Annotated in this window: 14 protein-coding genes and 1 tRNA gene; 2 read left to right on the forward strand and 13 right to left on the reverse strand. The window is 27.8% G+C overall.

Annotation, left to right across the window (positions count from 1 at the left end):
• The first annotated feature begins 12 nt into the window (after positions 1-12).
• Complete coding sequence (locus D9V77_RS01855; RefSeq protein WP_158338532.1) at positions 13-399, forward strand: Rid family detoxifying hydrolase; 387 nt, start codon at positions 13-15, stop codon at positions 397-399.
• Between the two features lie 87 nt (positions 400-486).
• On the opposite strand, the gene D9V77_RS01860 is transcribed toward D9V77_RS01855, so the two are convergent.
• From D9V77_RS01860 to greA, 13 genes are all read right to left on the reverse strand, one after another.
• The gene (locus D9V77_RS01860; protein WP_158338534.1) at positions 487-2,289 is read right to left on the reverse strand and encodes a DEAD/DEAH family ATP-dependent RNA helicase; all 1,803 of its coding nucleotides are present in this window, start codon (positions 2,287-2,289) and stop codon (positions 487-489) included.
• A gap of 378 nt (positions 2,290-2,667) precedes the next feature.
• Positions 2,668-4,791, reverse strand: coding sequence for a polyribonucleotide nucleotidyltransferase (gene pnp, locus D9V77_RS01865; protein ID WP_158338536.1), 2,124 nt, complete (start codon positions 4,789-4,791; stop codon positions 2,668-2,670).
• Between the two features lie 163 nt (positions 4,792-4,954).
• Positions 4,955-5,224: a 30S ribosomal protein S15 gene (gene rpsO, locus D9V77_RS01870; RefSeq protein WP_158338538.1), complete on the reverse strand. Its 270-nt coding sequence runs from the start codon at positions 5,222-5,224 to the stop codon at positions 4,955-4,957.
• Positions 5,225-5,327: 103 nt separating this feature from the next.
• Complete coding sequence (gene truB / locus D9V77_RS01875; RefSeq protein WP_158338540.1) at positions 5,328-6,266, reverse strand: tRNA pseudouridine(55) synthase TruB; 939 nt, start codon at positions 6,264-6,266, stop codon at positions 5,328-5,330.
• 40 nt (positions 6,267-6,306) lie between these two features.
• Entirely contained in the window at positions 6,307-6,666 is a 360-nt protein-coding gene (gene rbfA, locus D9V77_RS01880) for a 30S ribosome-binding factor RbfA (RefSeq protein WP_158338541.1), read from the reverse strand.
• Positions 6,667-6,711: 45 nt separating this feature from the next.
• Complete coding sequence (infB, locus tag D9V77_RS01885; protein WP_410051809.1) at positions 6,712-9,222, reverse strand: translation initiation factor IF-2; 2,511 nt, start codon at positions 9,220-9,222, stop codon at positions 6,712-6,714.
• Between the two features lie 133 nt (positions 9,223-9,355).
• Positions 9,356-10,846 carry a transcription termination factor NusA gene (gene nusA, locus D9V77_RS01890; RefSeq protein WP_158338545.1) on the reverse strand — a complete coding sequence of 497 codons (1,491 nt, stop codon included), beginning with the start codon at positions 10,844-10,846 and terminating at the stop codon, positions 9,356-9,358.
• Between the two features lie 347 nt (positions 10,847-11,193).
• Positions 11,194-11,276, reverse strand: a tRNA-Leu gene (locus D9V77_RS01895).
• A gap of 54 nt (positions 11,277-11,330) precedes the next feature.
• Positions 11,331-11,660, reverse strand: a complete 330-nt coding sequence (gene secG / locus D9V77_RS01900; protein ID WP_158338547.1) for a preprotein translocase subunit SecG — start codon at positions 11,658-11,660, stop codon at positions 11,331-11,333.
• Between the two features lie 180 nt (positions 11,661-11,840).
• Positions 11,841-13,175: a phosphoglucosamine mutase gene (gene glmM, locus D9V77_RS01905; RefSeq protein ID WP_158338549.1), complete on the reverse strand. Its 1,335-nt coding sequence runs from the start codon at positions 13,173-13,175 to the stop codon at positions 11,841-11,843.
• A 223-nt stretch (positions 13,176-13,398) separates the two neighbouring features.
• A complete protein-coding gene (gene ftsH, locus D9V77_RS01910) occupies positions 13,399-15,234 on the reverse strand; it encodes an ATP-dependent zinc metalloprotease FtsH (protein ID WP_158338551.1) in 1,836 nt (611 codons plus the stop codon).
• 65 nt (positions 15,235-15,299) lie between these two features.
• Positions 15,300-15,920: a 23S rRNA (uridine(2552)-2'-O)-methyltransferase RlmE gene (gene rlmE / locus D9V77_RS01915; RefSeq protein WP_158338553.1), complete on the reverse strand. Its 621-nt coding sequence runs from the start codon at positions 15,918-15,920 to the stop codon at positions 15,300-15,302.
• A 74-nt stretch (positions 15,921-15,994) separates the two neighbouring features.
• Complete coding sequence (gene greA, locus D9V77_RS01920) at positions 15,995-16,474, reverse strand: transcription elongation factor GreA (protein ID WP_158338555.1); 480 nt, start codon at positions 16,472-16,474, stop codon at positions 15,995-15,997.
• Between the two features lie 504 nt (positions 16,475-16,978).
• Between greA and D9V77_RS01925 the strand changes: the two genes are divergently transcribed.
• Entirely contained in the window at positions 16,979-17,242 is a 264-nt protein-coding gene (locus D9V77_RS01925; RefSeq protein WP_158338557.1) for a BolA family protein, read from the forward strand.
• Positions 17,243-17,260 lie beyond the last annotated feature (18 nt).

The following is a 17,260-nucleotide window of genomic DNA, read 5'->3' on the forward strand; positions in this document are numbered from 1 at the left end:
GAGTGATAATTTATGAAATGTATCATTAACACCAAAAACGCCCCTAAACCTATCGGTCCTTATTCACAAGCTATTAAAATCGATGATTTTATTATATTATCAGGACAAATACCTATTGATGTCACGTCTAATCACATACCAGATAATATTTCCGAACAAACATATCTTGTATTAAATAATATCAAATCTATTTTGACTGATGCGGGATTTAAAGTAAAAAATATTGTAAAAACTACGGTTTTTACTACCAATTTAGAGAAAATTAATATAATTAATGAAATTTATAAAAAATTTTTCATAGATAATAAGTCAAATTTTCCTGCTCGATCCTGTATTGAAGTTCAGGCGCTACCTAAAAATGTAAAAATAGAGATTGAAGCAATAGCATGTAAAAAATAATTTTTAAAAATATTTGCTCTATTTAAAGCATTAATGATAAATTAAAACATGTGTAATATGCCGCAAAGCGGCATAAAAACTGAAACATTAAATTTTTCTACGACGAAAAAAAGACGTTTTAAGTTCATTTTTTTTAGATGTATTAGATTTGTTTATACTATTTTCAGGAACACGACGACTACTATTTTTATCTCTATTAAAAATAGAGCGATTAGACGTCTTACTTTCATAACTTCTTAAATCTTTTAATAATTTTATATTAATTAATTTGTTTAAGATTCTAGTACGAGTGAAGTTTTGTAGTAAATCTTTAGACATTCCCTTAGGTAATTCAATTGTAGAATAAGAAGAAAAAAGTTTAATATTGCCAATATTACGACTATTAATATTCCCTTCATTAGCAATTGCTCCGACTATATGACGCACTTCAACTCCATCATTACGACCTACTTCAATACGATATAAATCCATATCTTTATTATCACGACGTTCACGACGTAATCGACTATTTCGATTATCCTCACGTCGATATTCATCTTTTAATAATGCATCCCGTGATTGACGTTTTATTGGATCTGATTTAATTATTAAAGGACGTTCACCTTGAGCCATTTTCAACAAAGCAGCCGCTAAAGTTTTTATATCTAAATCATCAGTAGAATATAACTTATCTAATAAAACACTATATTCATCTAAATCTCGACTTTCTAATTGTTGTTGTACTTTTTTAGCAAATTGCTCAAGACGTCTTTGACATAATAATTCTATTTTTGGCAATTGAACTTCCGGAATAGACTGTTTAATAGTACGTTCTATATTGCGTAACAAACGACGCTCACGATTTTCAACAAATAATAATGCCCGACCTGCTCGACCTGCTCGACCTGTTCGACCTATGCGATGAACATAAGATTCTGAGTCCATAGGAATATCATAATTGATAACCAAACTAATACGATCAACATCCAAACCACGTGCTGCTACATCTGTAGCAATTAAAATATCTAATCTACCATTTTTTAATCTTTCTAAAGTTTGTTCTCGTAATGCTTGATTCATATCTCCATTTAATGCTGCACTATTATATCCATTACGTTCTAATGCTTCAGAAACTTCTAAAGTTGCATTTTTAGTTCTAACGAAAATAATTGTAGCTGAAAAATCTTCTGCTTCTAAAAAACGAATTAATGCGTCGGTTTTTCGACCATATACCATCCAATAACTCTGTTTAATATCTGGTCGTGTAGTTATATTAGACTGAATTTTAATCTCTTGTGGATTTTTCATAAATCTTTTGGAAATACGACGAATTGCTTCTGGCATTGTCGCAGAAAACAATGCAGTTTGATGTTCTTTTGGAATCTGAGTCATAATAGTTTCTACATCTTCTATAAATCCCATCCGTAACATTTCGTCTGCTTCATCTAAAACTAATCCGTGTAAATTAGAAAGATTGAGTGTTCCTCTTTTTAAATGATCTAATAAACGACCTGGAGTTCCTACAACAATTTGAGGTCCTTGTCGTAACGCACGTAATTGAAGTTCATATCTTTGACCACCGTACAAAGGCAGTACATGTATCCCGATCATATATTTAGAAAAATCTGAAAATGCTTCTGCTACTTGAACTGCTAATTCTCTTGTAGGAGCTAATACTAATATTTGAGGAGCTTTTAAATTAATATCAAGATTATGTAATAATGGCAATGAAAAAGCAGCTGTCTTGCCGCTTCCTGTTTGTGCCATTCCTAATACATCACGTCCTTCTAAAAGCAAAGGAATACATGATGCTTGAATAGGAGAAGGTTTAACGTATCCCATTTCAGTTAAAGATTGAATAAGAAAAGGATTTAAACCAAGAAAAGAAAATGTGCTTTCAATATGAGTCATGCAGTAGATATGCCTTTTAAGTTACCGTGGCCAGTCTACATAGCTCATTATGAAAATATTTATTTATTCTCATTGAAAAGTGTGAACCGGCTCAAATTAAATGATCTAAAAAATAAAACCATTGAATTTTTAAAAATCAATAATAATATTTCTTAGTTATTGCCAATGATTTGTTAAGTATTAGATATATTAAAAACAACATTAGCAACTTGTTGAAATTTATTTTTTTAAAAATTATATATTTATATTATATAATAATTTTTATAAAATAAAATGAATTAAGTTTATACTGTTTCTGTTTATATGGTACTATTTGAGAACATATAAATCTATATTTTATTAAAAAAATATAAATAATTTTCAAGTAATATAATTATATCAGATAATAGCATTATTTATTGATGTATTAGAAACAATAGAATTTTCTATTTCTTTAATACTTAACCTTAAACGACCTTGACGATCTATTTCCAAGACTTTAACAGATATCATTTGATCAATTTTTAAATGATTAGATACTTTATCTACTCTTTTATCAGAAATTTGTGAAATATGTACTAGACCCTCTTTTCCTAAACCAATAGAGACAAAAGCACCAAAATCAACAATACGAGTCACTTTTCCAGAATAAATTTGACCTACTTCAATTTCTGCTGTAATCTCTTTAATTCTACGGATAGCAAGCTTTGCTTTTTCTTTAACAGTAGATGATATTTTAACTGTGCCATCATCTTCAATTTCGATTATAGTTCCAGTTTCTTCAGTTAACATTCGAATGACAGAACCTCCTTTACCTATAACATCTTTAATTTTTTCAGGATTAATTTTTATAGTATGAATTCGAGGTGCAAATTCAGAAATATCAATTCTAGATTTGTTTAATGCTTGGTTCATTACGTTTAAGATATGAAGTCTAGCTGATCTTGCCTCATTTAAAGCTGCATGTATAATTTCATTGGTAATGCCTTCTATCTTCATATCCATTTGTAAAGCTGTGATTCCATCTTCTGTACCAGAAACTTTAAAATCCATGTCACCTAAATGATCTTCATCACCTAAAATATCCGAAAGCAACACGTATTTATCTCCTTCTTTAACTAATCCCATTGCTATTCCGGCAACAGCAGATTTAATAGGTACCCCTGCATCCATTAAAGCCAAAGAAGCACTACAAACAGAGGCCATAGAAGAAGAGCCATTAGATTCTGTGATTTCAGATACTACTCGAATAGTATAAGGAAAATCATCTAATTTAGGCATTACAGCTAAAAGACTTCTTTTAGCAAGACGACCATGACCAATTTCTCGTCTTTTAGGTGAACCTACCATCCCAATTTCTCCAACAGAATAAGGAGGGAAATTATAATGAAATAAAAAATTATCTATTCTGTCTCCTAATAATTCATCTAAATTTTGTGCGTCTCTCGATGTTCCTAAAGTTACAGAAGCTAAAGATTGAGTTTCTCCCCTAGTAAATAAAGCAGAACCATGTGTTCGAGGTAAAATACCAGTTCGAACATCTAAAGCACGAATCATATCTTTTTCACGTCCATCAATACGTGTTTGATTGTTTAATATACGCTTTCGAACAACTTTTTTTTCAATTTTTTGAAAAATATCTTCTATTTCTAATGTATCTATATTTGAATTTTCTTCTAAAAATAATTTAATTGTATCTTCTTTAATACTATTTAATTTTTCAATCCTATCTTGTTTATTAAAAATAAAATAAGCGTCACTTATCTCTTTTTCAGAGATATCAATAATTTTCGATTCTAGTATTTTGTTTCTTTCTGGATAAGACATAATCCATGGTAACTTACTAGCTTCATTTGATAAAGAACGAATGTTATTAATTACTACTTGTTGTTGTTGATGACCAAATACAATAGCTCCAAGAATTTGTTCTTCACTAAGTATTTTAGACTCCGCTTCTACCATAAGAGTAGCGTTTTGTGTTCCTGAAATCATTAAATCTAAAGAACTGTTTTTCATATCTTCACTAATAGGATTCAATACATATTGATTATTAATATAACCAACTCTTGCAGCACCTACTGGACCATAGAATGGAATCCCAGATAAACTAAGTGCTGCGGATGCACCTATAATAGAAATTATATCAGGATTAATTTGAGGGTTAACTGACACTACCGTAGCAATTATTTGAACTTCATTTAAAAAATTCTTTGGAAATAATGGACGGATAGGTCGATCGATTAGTCTAGCTGTTAATATTTCATTTTCACTAGGACGTCCTTCTCTTCTAAAAAAACCACCAGGTATACGACCTGCTGCATATGTACGTTCTTGATAATTAACAGTAAGAGGAAAAAATTTTTGTCCTGCATTTATTTTTTTTTGTCCAACAACAGTTACAAAAACTGCTGTATCATCCATACTAGCCATAACAGCAGCTGTAGCCTGTCGAGCCATCACACCTGTTTCTAAAGTGATTGTATGTTGGCCATATTGAAATTTACGTACAATGGGATTTAGCAAAATAATATCCTTAACATAAAACTAATTTTTTAATAAAAAGACGTTACATTTTTTAAAAATTTTTCAAAATTAAAAAAATGTAAAAAAAGGGCTAATAAAGCCCTTTGAAAAATCTGTTTTTTATTATAATAAAATATTTAATTTTATTTTTTATAAAAAGTATTCATCGTCTTAAACGTAAATCTTCAATTAAAGCGGTGTAACGAGATATATTTTTTTTCTTTAAATAATCTAATAATTTACGACGTTTCGATACCATATTTAAAAGACCTCTGCGACTGCAATGATCTTTTTTATGTTGAGAAAAATGTGTTTGAAGATGATTAATTTGCTTGGTCAACAAAACAACTTGCACTTCTGTCATCCCGCTATTTGTATCAGATTTGCCATATTTTATAATGATTTTTTTAGTATCAATTGCCGATAAAGACATATAAAAATACTCCATATATTAAAAACTATATTAAATTAATTTCAACTTAATTCAGTTATTTGAAAATAATATCATGCCAATCTTAAATTTAATAGTGAATAACTTAATTAGTAAATCTAGAAACTAATCGGTATGGAATTAACAACGCTTCTTTATTAATTTTTCCTACACCAATAAATCTTTTAGACTTTTCTTCTATTACACGTACTAAACTATTTTTTATATTAGAAAAAAAATTTATTTTTGCACCTAATTTAAAATTATATGATTCTTCAGTAGAAAGATAAATTTTAGGTAAAAAAGATACAAGATCATCTATAGGCATTAACAAATCATCTATATTTTTAAAAATTTTAACATTGTCAATATTTTTTAGACTAGATAATTTATATAAATTAGAAATTGTCACTAATTGAGTATGCAGATATGAAGCTACTTGTAAGCGCCGCAAGAAAACAACATGAGCACCGCAGCCTAATTTTTCTCCTAAGTCATCAATAAGAGTTCTAATATATGTTCCTTTTGAACACGATATTTTGAATGAAATTAAATTTTTTTCTTGATGAATAGAATATATATCATATATTGTAACTTTTCTTGTATCACGTGTGATGTTTATTCCTCGACGTGCATATTTATATAACGGTATACCATTATATTTTATTGCTGAATACATTGAAGGCATCTGTTCAATTAAACCAATGAATTCTCTTATAGATAGAAGAAGCTTTCGAAAATTAAATAAAATAGGCCTCTTTTGTATAATAATTCCATCAGAATCAGATGTAGACGTTTTTTCACCTAACTTAGCAATAACATGATATGTTTTATGAGATTCTGTCAAATAATATGAAAATTTAGTACATTCTCCAAAACAAATTGGCAACATTCCTGTTGCTAAAGGATCTAGAGTCCCAATATAACCTGCTTTTTTTGCATTAAAAATAATTTTAACCTTCTGTAAAGCATTATTAGAAGAGATACCTCGAGGTTTATCTAGTAAAAGTAATCCATGAATATTGCGTTTTTTATAAAAAAACATCTATTTACCTTTCTTTTATTGATTCAAACATGTACTTTTATTATTTTTTTGATAAACTTTCTAAAATATATGAAATTTTATTACCTTTTAAAAAGGAATCATCATGATAAAAGATAATATTTGGAACAATGCGTAATCTCATTCTTTGACATAATAAGCTACGAATATAACCAGTAGCTTTATTCAAGATAATTAACATTTTTTTTACATTTAATTTATCATCACTTTGTAGAAAACTAACAAATATTTGCGCGTGAGATAAATCTTTAGAAACTTGCACATCAGAAACTGTTATTATTGTTTTAATACGTGGATCTTCAAGTGAATACTGTATAATCACAGCTATTTTTTTTTGTAATTCTTGAGCAATACGGATGGATCGATTAAATAATTTTTCCATAATTATATTACCAAATTAAATATTTTATAAAAAATACATCATACTTTATAATATTCTCTTAATTTCTTTTACTTCAAAAACTTCTATAATATCTCCAACACGTATGTCATTATAATTCTTTATACCGATTCCACACTCTAAACCATTTCGTGTTTCATTTACATCTTCTTTAAAACGACGTAGGGACTCTAGTTCACCTTCATATATAACTATATTATCTCTTAATATATGAATAGGATTACTGCGTTTAATTATTCCTTCTATAACCATACAACCAGCAATTACACCAAATTTAGGAGATTTAAATATATTTCTTACTTCAGCCAAACCAATAATGTCTTCTTTATATTCAGGCGATAAAAGACCTGTCATAGCAGATTTGACTTCATCAAGTAAATCATAAATAACCGAATAGTATCGAAGATCTAAATGTTCAGAATTAATTATTTTTTTAGCAGAAGAATCTGCACGAACATTAAATCCTAAAATAATAGCATTTGAAGCTAATGCTAAAGAAGCATCTGTTTCCGTGATACCTCCAATTCCTAATCCTATTATTTTTATTTTTACTTCATTAGTAGATAATTTTAATAAAGCTCCAGAAATAGCTTCTAAAGAACCTTGTATATCAGATTTAAGAATAATTTTTAATTCAGATACATTATCTTTTTTTATATTATCAAACATGTTTTCTAAATTCATTTTATTTTGATTAGATAATTTTATTTCACGTGATTTCTCTTTACGATAAGATGCCACTTCTCTTGCCTTTTTCTCATCACGAACCACAGTGACTATATCTCCAGAAAAAGGAACTTTAGACAAGCCTAATACTTCTACTGGGATCGATGGTCCTGCACTTAAAACTTCAGTTCCATTTGCATCACGCAAAGATTTAATACGCCCATATTCAAAACCACATAATATTATATCTCCTTTATTTATTTTTCCTCTTTTTACTAATATAGTAGCTATTGGTCCTCGACCTTTATCAAGAAAAGACTCAATAACAATACCTTCAGCCATACCAGTAGATACTGTTTTTAATTCTAACATTTCTGCTTGTAATAAAATCGCATTCAATAATGTATTGATACCTTTTCCTGTTTTTGCAGAAACAGATACAAATATATTTTCGCCACCCCATTCTTCTGAGAGAATATTGTATTTCATTAAATCATTTCTAACTTTATCAATATCAGAATCTATTTTGTCAATTTTATTAATAGCAACTATTACTGGAACATTAGCGTCTTTTGCATGTTGTATAGCTTCTATGGTTTGTGGCATCACACCATCGTCTGCTGCTACAACTAAAACAACAATATCAGTTAATTTAACACCACGCGATCTCATTGCAGTAAATGCTGAATGTCCAGGTGTATCTAGAAAAGTAATTGAACCTAAATCAGTTTTTACATGATAAGCACCAATATTTTGTGTAATTCCACCAGCTTCATGAAATGCTGTTTTTGTTGAACGAATATAATCTAATAACGACGTTTTTCCATGATCAACATGTCCCATTATAGTTACTACTGGAGCTCTAATAATAGAAACATTATTTCCTGTATCACGATCTTTCATAATCAATTCTTCTAATACATTTTCTGGTTGTATAATGACTTTATGACCCATCTCTTCTGCAATTAATTGAGCTGTATCTTGATCAAGAACGTGATTAATTGTTCCTATAATTCCCATATTCATCATGTTTTTAATAACTTCAGAACTCTTTATTGCCATTTTATTTGCTAAATCAGAAACAGAAATTGTATTACTAATAATGACATCTCTATTAATAATAGATTCAGGTTTTTGAAAAACTTGTTGTAATAAAATAGGTTTATTTTTTTGTTTGCTATTTTTTTTATTACGATTAGAAGTACGAATTTCTTCTTTATAATGTTTTCCACTATGAAAACTTTTATTGTTTTTTTTATGTCGATGATTTTTTGAAATTCGACTATGATTTCTTTTGTCTGTTTCTACTTCTCTGTCGTTGTCATCTTCGGCTTGACGTGCATGTAAAAATGTTGTTAGATGATAATCTTTTTTTTCCTCCTTATGAGACGGTCTTTCTTCTATATTTTCTTTAATTCTTTTTTTATTGTTTAATTCAAAGGAACTAGATTCTAAATGTTTCTTAAATTTTTTATTTTTTTCATCTTTATTTAAATTTTTTGATTTTTTTAAATGTAAAAATTTCAAATCATGTTTATTTAATTCTAGTTTATCAATATTTTTTATATGTTTTTTTTCTAAATCATTAGTTTCTATGTTTTTTTTAAAAACTTTTTTTTCTTTGTTGCGTGAAACTAGTATTTTTTTTATTGAAGGTGTAATTGTTTGTTTTATGTTTAATAAACTTTCAGTTTCTAGTTTATTATTTTTTACATATACTCTTTTTTTTCTAACTTCTACTTGTACAGATTTATTTTTCCCTCCAATACCTGAAACACTTAAAGTGCTACGTGTTTTTCTTTGTAATACCAAGGTATCTAAAGAATATTTTTTTTTAGATTCTAAATGTTTTAATAAAAGATTCTTTTCAATAAAATTGATATGATCATCTTGAGTTTTTGTTATACCAATATCAGATAATTCTTTTATTAATTTATTAATTGATATTTTTATCCCATTTGATAAAACTTTTAAACTTATATCTGGCATATTATTGTTCCTATTATCAGACTTTACTACCAAACCAACAAATATTACGAGCAGCCATAATCAGCAAACCAGCCTTTTCAGAATTTAAATTCTCAATATCAGTTAAATCATCTATTCCTTGATCAGCCAACTCTTCTAAAGTAAATATATTCTTTTCAGCTAATTGCAAAGCTAGTACTGCATCCATCCCGTTTATTTTTAGTAAATCTTTTTCTATTTTTCTTTCTTTAACAATACTAATTGTTCTATCTGATTCTATTTCGAGCAAGCTATTTTTTGCTCCTTTACGAACTAGTTTCGCTTGTTCTTCAGTTAAATCATCAATTTCTAGTAATTCGTTAAATGGTATATAAGCTAATTCTTCGAGAGAAGAAAAACCTTCTTTTACTAAAATTTTAATAATGTTTTCATTTACGTTTAAATATTTCTTAAAAGTATTAAAAGCAGCATGAGCTTCTTCTTGATGTTTAGAATTCAAATCTTCCGTAGTCATAACGTTTAATTCCCAACCACTAATTTGAGAAGCTAAACGAACATTTTGACCATTTCGACCAATAGCTTGTGCTAAATTATTCACATCTACTGCTATATCCATAGTACGCCTATCTTCATCTACAACAATAGAAACTACATCAGCTGGAGCCATTGCGTTTATCACAAATTGAGCGGCATTATCATCCCATAAAATAATGTCAATACGTTCTCCACATAATTCGCTAGATACTGCTTGTACACGAGCACCTCTCATACCCACGCAAGCTCCCACAGGATCAATACGTTTATCATTAGTTTTTACTGCTATTTTAGCTCGTGATCCTGGATCACGAGCTGCTGCTTTTATTTCGATGATCTCTTCTCCAATTTCAGGAACTTCTATTCGAAATAATTCAATAAGCATTTCAGTTTTAGAACGACTTATAAATAATTGAGGACCACGAGCTTCTGGATGTACCGCATATAAAATACCTCGGATACGATCACCAGGACGAAAATTTTCTCTAGGTAACATACCTTCACGTAAAATTAACGCTTCAGCATTGTTTCCTAAATCTAACATTATGTTATCTCGATTAATTTTTTTAACTATACCAATAATTATTTGACCAATATATCTTCGAAATTGTTCAACTAGCATTGCTCTTTCTGCTTCGCGAACTTTTTGAACAATTACTTGCTTTGCAGTTTGAGTTGTTATTCTATCAAAATCAACAGATTTAATCTGTTCTTCAACATAATCATTAAGATGAACTTTTTCACCTTCAAAACATGCTGCTCCTAAAGTAATTTCTCTAGTTGGTTGAGTAACAGTCTCTACTACCATCCAACGTCGAAAAGTAGTAAAACTTCCAGTTTTTCGATTTATACTTACTCTTATATCAATTTCTTGTTCGTGTTTTTTCTTAGTTGCTGTTGCTAATGCAATTTCTAAAGCTTCAAAAATTTTTTCGCGGGGAAGAGATTTTTCATTAGAAACAGCCTCGACAACAGCTAAGATTTCTTTATTCATACTAGAGAACCTCAAAATAAAAACTTTTAAAATAAATTATCGCAACTTATTTTACATGTATTAATTACAAAAAAATTTAATTGTGAAATTAGATAATTAATACACTAATTTTTATTAATCAAGAGTTTATATAATTAATGATTACTTATACTAAAAAACAAAATAAACCATATAATTTGCAACAAATATTCTAATAAAAAACCCCGAAAATTCGGGGTTTCAGGTGCTATCACCCTATATGTGAAGTTTATCATCAAAAAATGTTTTATATATTCAATACTTACGTAGTATTACTTTAAAAATTCATCTAATCATTTAAAAATTAATTTTTAGTAATATATTCGTATTACCGAGAATGGGATTTGAACCCATACGCCTGTTTGGCACTATCCCCTCAAGATAGCGTGTCTACCAATTCCACCATCTCGGTAAAAATTTATTATAATTACATCTTTTATATATATTTACACTAAGAAGACGATAATTAATGAGGTATATCAGAATGCAACATCTTTTTATTTGAAAAATGATTTTTTTCTACAGTTTTTTTATAATCATCTTTCCAAAAAAGATCTGAATCAATTTTTCTACTATTAATATTACATAAAATAATACTTATCACTAAAAATAAACAAGAAAAAATTCTAATAATATTAGTTATTAAGGTATTTGTTCCAATACTATTAAAGCATTTAATATTATTTTTTAAATTTGAATGAACTGTGTTATTAGGTCCTTTTGCTGGTTGTAGCAAAATCAAAAAAATCAAAGAAATTGAAATAACAATAAAAAAAATTAAAAAAAACAAATACATAAAAAATTATTTCCTTTTTTGATACAATATTAACACTTATAATAAATTTATTTTTAATTGACTATAATCCATGTCATTTAAAAAAATATTTTTGATAAAGAATTTATATATAAATTTATACATATAAATTATCTATTTAATTTAAAAAAATTATTATAACAGTCATTTTTATAATATAAATTAAAGCGATTGGATAGTTTCTCGAATATAATTAGCTAACTTATATACTTTTAAATAATTTTCACCTTCTACCATAATTCTAATATAAGGCTCTGTACCAGATTTACGAACTAAAATCCGACTATTTTGTCCTAAAATATCTTTATATCGAGATAAAATATCTTGTATTTTTATGTTTTTTTCTATATTTCTATCTTCTTTTAAAAAAATATTCAGCAAAACTTGAGGAAGTAATTTTACTTGACTTAATAAATGATATAAAGTCATATTATTATTAATCATACTTAATAATACTTGTAGGCTAGCTATAATGCCGTCGCCAGTAGAATGTTTGTCTAACAAAATAATATGACCTGATTTTTCAGCTCCTAATAACCATCTTTTTTCTTTAATTTTTTCACATACATTACGATCTCCTATTTCTGCAGCATAAAAAGGAATTCCTAGTTCTTTTAAAGCTACAATGATACCCATATTAGTCATTAAAGTGCCTACAACACCACCTTTTAATTTGTTTTTTTTTAAATATTCTTTTGCAATAATATAAATTATTTGATCTCCATCTACTTTATTACCTAAATGATCTACCATAATGACACGATCTCCATCACCATCAAATGCTAAACCAATATCTGCTTTTTCTAATAAAACTATTTTTTTTAATTTTAAAATATTAGTAGATCCTGAGTTTTTATTTATATTTACTCCATTAGGATCAATAGAAATATTAATAACTTTTGCACCTAGATCTTCAAAAATTTTAGGTGCTGTATTAAAAGTTGAACCATTAGCACAATCTAAAATAATAGTAAATTTTGATAAATCTAAATCTTTAGGAAAAGTATTTTTACAAAAGTTAATATATTGATTCTCAGGTTCTATAATATCATTAGAACAACCAAAACTCATATGATTAGGATAAAAAAAGGTGTTTTTTATTTTTTGTTCAATAGATAATTCTATTTTTTTAGTTAATTTAATTCCGTTTTTATAAAAAATTTTTACCCCGTTATCATAAAAAAGATTATGAGAACCTGAAATAACAATACCTGCAGAAGCATTTAAAGATTTTGTAAAATATGCAATTGCTGATGTAGGTATACAATTAGCTAATAAAGTGGATACTCCTGTTGATAAAATACCAAATTCTAAAACAGACTGTAACATAGATCCAGAAATACGCGTATCTCTTCCAATGATAATTTTCTTTGTTTTGTTTTTTCCTAACACTGTTCCAATAGACCATCCTAATTTTAATAAAAAATTTGGTGTGATTGGATTAATTCCTACTTTCCCACGTATACCGTCTGTTTTAAAATATTGCAAAACAGTCATAATGATTTCATTCCTATTTTATTTAAAAATAATTATATTTTGCAACAAACCATAACAGTTATTATTTTTTAATTAAAAAATAAGATGAAGTTATAGTAATTTTATCACTTCATCTTATTTTAAGATATACTAAATGAAGGAATGTTAAATATTATAAAATTAATATTTTTTGAAATAAGATCTTTTAATAAAAGAATCGTAATATATTTATAAAATACAGAAATTATTTATTTATATCTGTCTCGATCCATCCCTTTGGTTTTCGTACTTCTCTTCTTTTCATTAAATCATCAATCTGAAATGCATCAATAGTCTCGTATTTTATCAAGGCTTCTTTCATAGCATGTAATATATCAATATTTTCATTTAAAATTTTTCGAGCTCTACTATAATTAATTTCAATCAACAATTTTACTTCTTCATCAATAATTCTGGCTGTTTCATCAGACATATGTTTAGCTTTAGCAACTGAACGTCCTAAAAATACTTCCCCTTCTTCTTCAGCATACAACAAAGGTCCTAGTTTTTCTGAAAATCCCCATTGAGTCACCATATTTCGTGCTAAGCTTGTAGCTATTTTAATATCATTACAAGCACCAGTAGAAACGTTTTTAACACCATAAATAATCTCTTCTGCTAAACGACCACCATATAGAGTAGATATTTGACTTTCTAACTTTTGGCGGCTAATACTAAGAGCATCTGACTCAGGTAAGAAAAATGTAACACCTAGTGCTCGACCTCTAGGTATAATAGTCACTTTATGTGCAGGATCATGATCAGGCACTAATCTTCCAATAATAACATGTCCAGCTTCATGATACGCAGTTGATTCTTTTTGAAAATCACTCATAACCATCGATCTTCTTTCAGAACCCATCATCATTTTATCTTTTGCTCTTTCAAATTCCAGCATAGAGACAACGCGATTGTCAAGTCTAGCTGCAAAAAGAGCTGCTTCATTAACCAAATTAGCTAAATCAGCACCTGAAAAACCTGGTGTACCACGTGCAATAATCATAGGATCTACATCTTTAGATAAAGGAACTTTTCTCATGTGTACTTTTAAAATTTGTTCTCGTCCACGAATATCTGGAAGTGCTACAATTACTTGACGATCAAAACGACCAGGACGTAAAAGAGCTGGATCTAAAACATCAGGCCTATTAGTAGCAGCTATTAAAATAATACCTTCATTTCCATCAAAACCATCCATTTCTACTAACATCTGATTGAGTGTTTGTTCTCTTTCATCATGCCCTCCACCTAGTCCAGCACCTCTTTGACGTCCCACTGCGTCAATTTCGTCAATAAAAATTATACATGGTGCAGATTTTCTTGAATGCTCAAACATATCCCTTACTCTAGAAGCACCTACTCCGACAAACATTTCAACAAAATCAGATCCAGAAATAGTGAAAAAAGGAACTTTAGCTTCTCCAGCTATTGCTTTTGCCAGTAATGTTTTACCGGTACCTGGTGGTCCAACCATTAGTATACCTTTAGGTATTTTACCTCCTAATTTTTGAAAACGACTTGGTTCTTTAAGATATTCTACTAATTCACTAACTTCTTCTTTTGCTTCATCACACCCCGCAACATCTGAAAAAGTAGTATGAATTTGATCTTCTGATAGCATTCGTGCTTTACTTTTTCCAAATGACATTGCTCCTTTTCCACCACCCATTTGCATTTGACGCATAAAAAAAATCCAAACACCAATAAGTAAAAGCATGGGAAACCAAGATATAAGAATTGAAACAAGAAGGCTTGGTTCTTCAGGAATTGTTCCAACAATTTTAACTCTTTTTGTCAAAAGATTGTCCAAAAGTTTAGGATCATTCATAGGAATATAAGTAGTGTATTTACTACTATCCTTTTTAGTAACACTAATCATACGTCCGTTAATATACGCTTCACGGACCTGATCTTGATTTACTTCTGACAAAAAAGTTGAATAATCAACTTTATGATTATTTGTATCATTAGTATTGAAATTCTGAAAAATAGACATTAATACAACTGTAATAACCAACCAGAAGATCAGGTTTTTAACCATGTCACTCAAAGGAACAACCTCTCATTAAATCTATATTTTAAAAACAACACAGATTATTATAATATTTATCTGGTTGCTATAATGAATATCTCTCGAGATCTTGTCCGAGAAGTTTTAGGTTTACAAATTTTAATTTTTGCAAATAATATTTTAATTTCTTCGTACAATTCATTAAAACCTTCTCCCTGAAATGATTTCAATAAAAAAATACCATTTTTAGATAAAACATAATTTGCTATTTTTAATGCCGACTTAGACAAGTCAATAATACGTGGCATATCAATAGAAAAATGTCCTGTTATATTAGGAGCCATATCTGACATCACCAAATGAAATGTAGTATCGCTTAAAGAACTTAACATTAAATTTAATATTTTTTTATTACGAAAATCTCCTTGAAAAAAATCAACACCTTTTATTGGTTTAATAGGTAATATATCACAGGCTATAATACGTCCTTTTTTTCCTATCTTATCAAGAGCATATTGTGACCAACTTCCAGGAGCAGCACCTAAATCAATAACATTCATGCCAATTTTAAATAATTTATAACTTTTATCCAATTGTTGTAATTTAAACCAAGCTCTTGAACGTATGTTATTTTTTTTCGCTTCCTTGACATATTGATCTTTAAAATGTTCTAATAGCCAACGATTAGAACTACTTGTTTTTTTTTTAGAAATCATGTTTTTACTATTTTAAAATGAATTTCTTAATAAAATATTAAAAATATTTTAACGAGATTAAATAAATCTTAAAACTATATATAATTTATTTTTAAAATCTTATATTCAACATCGCCACCCGGTGTACATATACTTACCACATCATTAATTTTTTTTCCAATCAGACCTCTTGCTATTGGAGAATTAATTGAAATTAAATATTTTTTAAAATCAGATTCATCATCCCCTACAATTTGATAAGTAAATTTTTCATTATTTTTCATATTTAAAATGCTAACAGTGGAACCAAAAATTACCCGACCATTATTGGATATTTTTGTTATGTCTATAATTTGCGAATTAGATAATTTTAACTCAATCTCTTTAATACGTCCTTCACAAAAACTTTGCTCTTCACGAGCTGAATGATATTCAGCATTTTCTTTTAAATCACCATGTTCTCTAGCTTCTGCTATTGCTGTAATAATACGAGGACGTTTTATACTTTTTAATTTTTTAAGTTCTTGACGAAGTTTTTCTGCCCCTCTTACAGTCATCGGAATTAGATTGATCATATAAACACTCCAGTATTTTTTATTTAGTATTTAAAAAAATATAAAAAATATTCTTTAAAATTCAAAAAAATGTTAAATTATATTTTGTATTTAATAATATTTCATCTCTATATAAATTTTTAACTGTTAAAATTTTTATCCCATATCTTTTGCAAAAATTCTAAATACAAGATTATAAAAAAATTTTTTTAAGAAAATTTAATGAACTTTTATCAATAAAAAAATACATTTAAAATAAATTAACAATATAAATATTAAATTTATCTAAAAAAAACATTGAAAAAAATTTTATGAGATTTAATAATTTTCTTATAAAATATATTTTTTAATATTAAATATATTCATCTATTTTAAAGTAAAAAATATAATTTATCAAAATTTTAAAAATTTAGTTATATATTATTGATTAATTTATTTAACAACATGATTAATTAATAGAAAACATGATTATTTTTTTGAAATTTTCATCCTAAATAACATATTTAATTCAAAGTAGATTGCAAAATGGATAATCAAAATATCAAGTCATTACTAGTTAATAGATTAAATCTAGAAAAAGCTTTTGTTACAGGAGACACAAATCATATTAAGATCATTGCTATAGGAAACATTTTTAAAGGTATTACGCAAGTAAAAAGACAACAAATAGTTTATAAACCTTTAATAAATATGATTTCAGAAAAGCAAATCCATGCTGTATCCATTGTTACTTATACACCTCAAGAATGGGAAAAATATACAAAAGAAAATAATTCTGATTATCTATAAAACATCATATTAATAAAA

Source organism: Buchnera aphidicola (Sitobion avenae) (assembly GCF_005082585.1).
Classification (GTDB): Bacteria; Pseudomonadota; Gammaproteobacteria; order Enterobacterales; family Enterobacteriaceae; genus Buchnera; species Buchnera aphidicola_Z.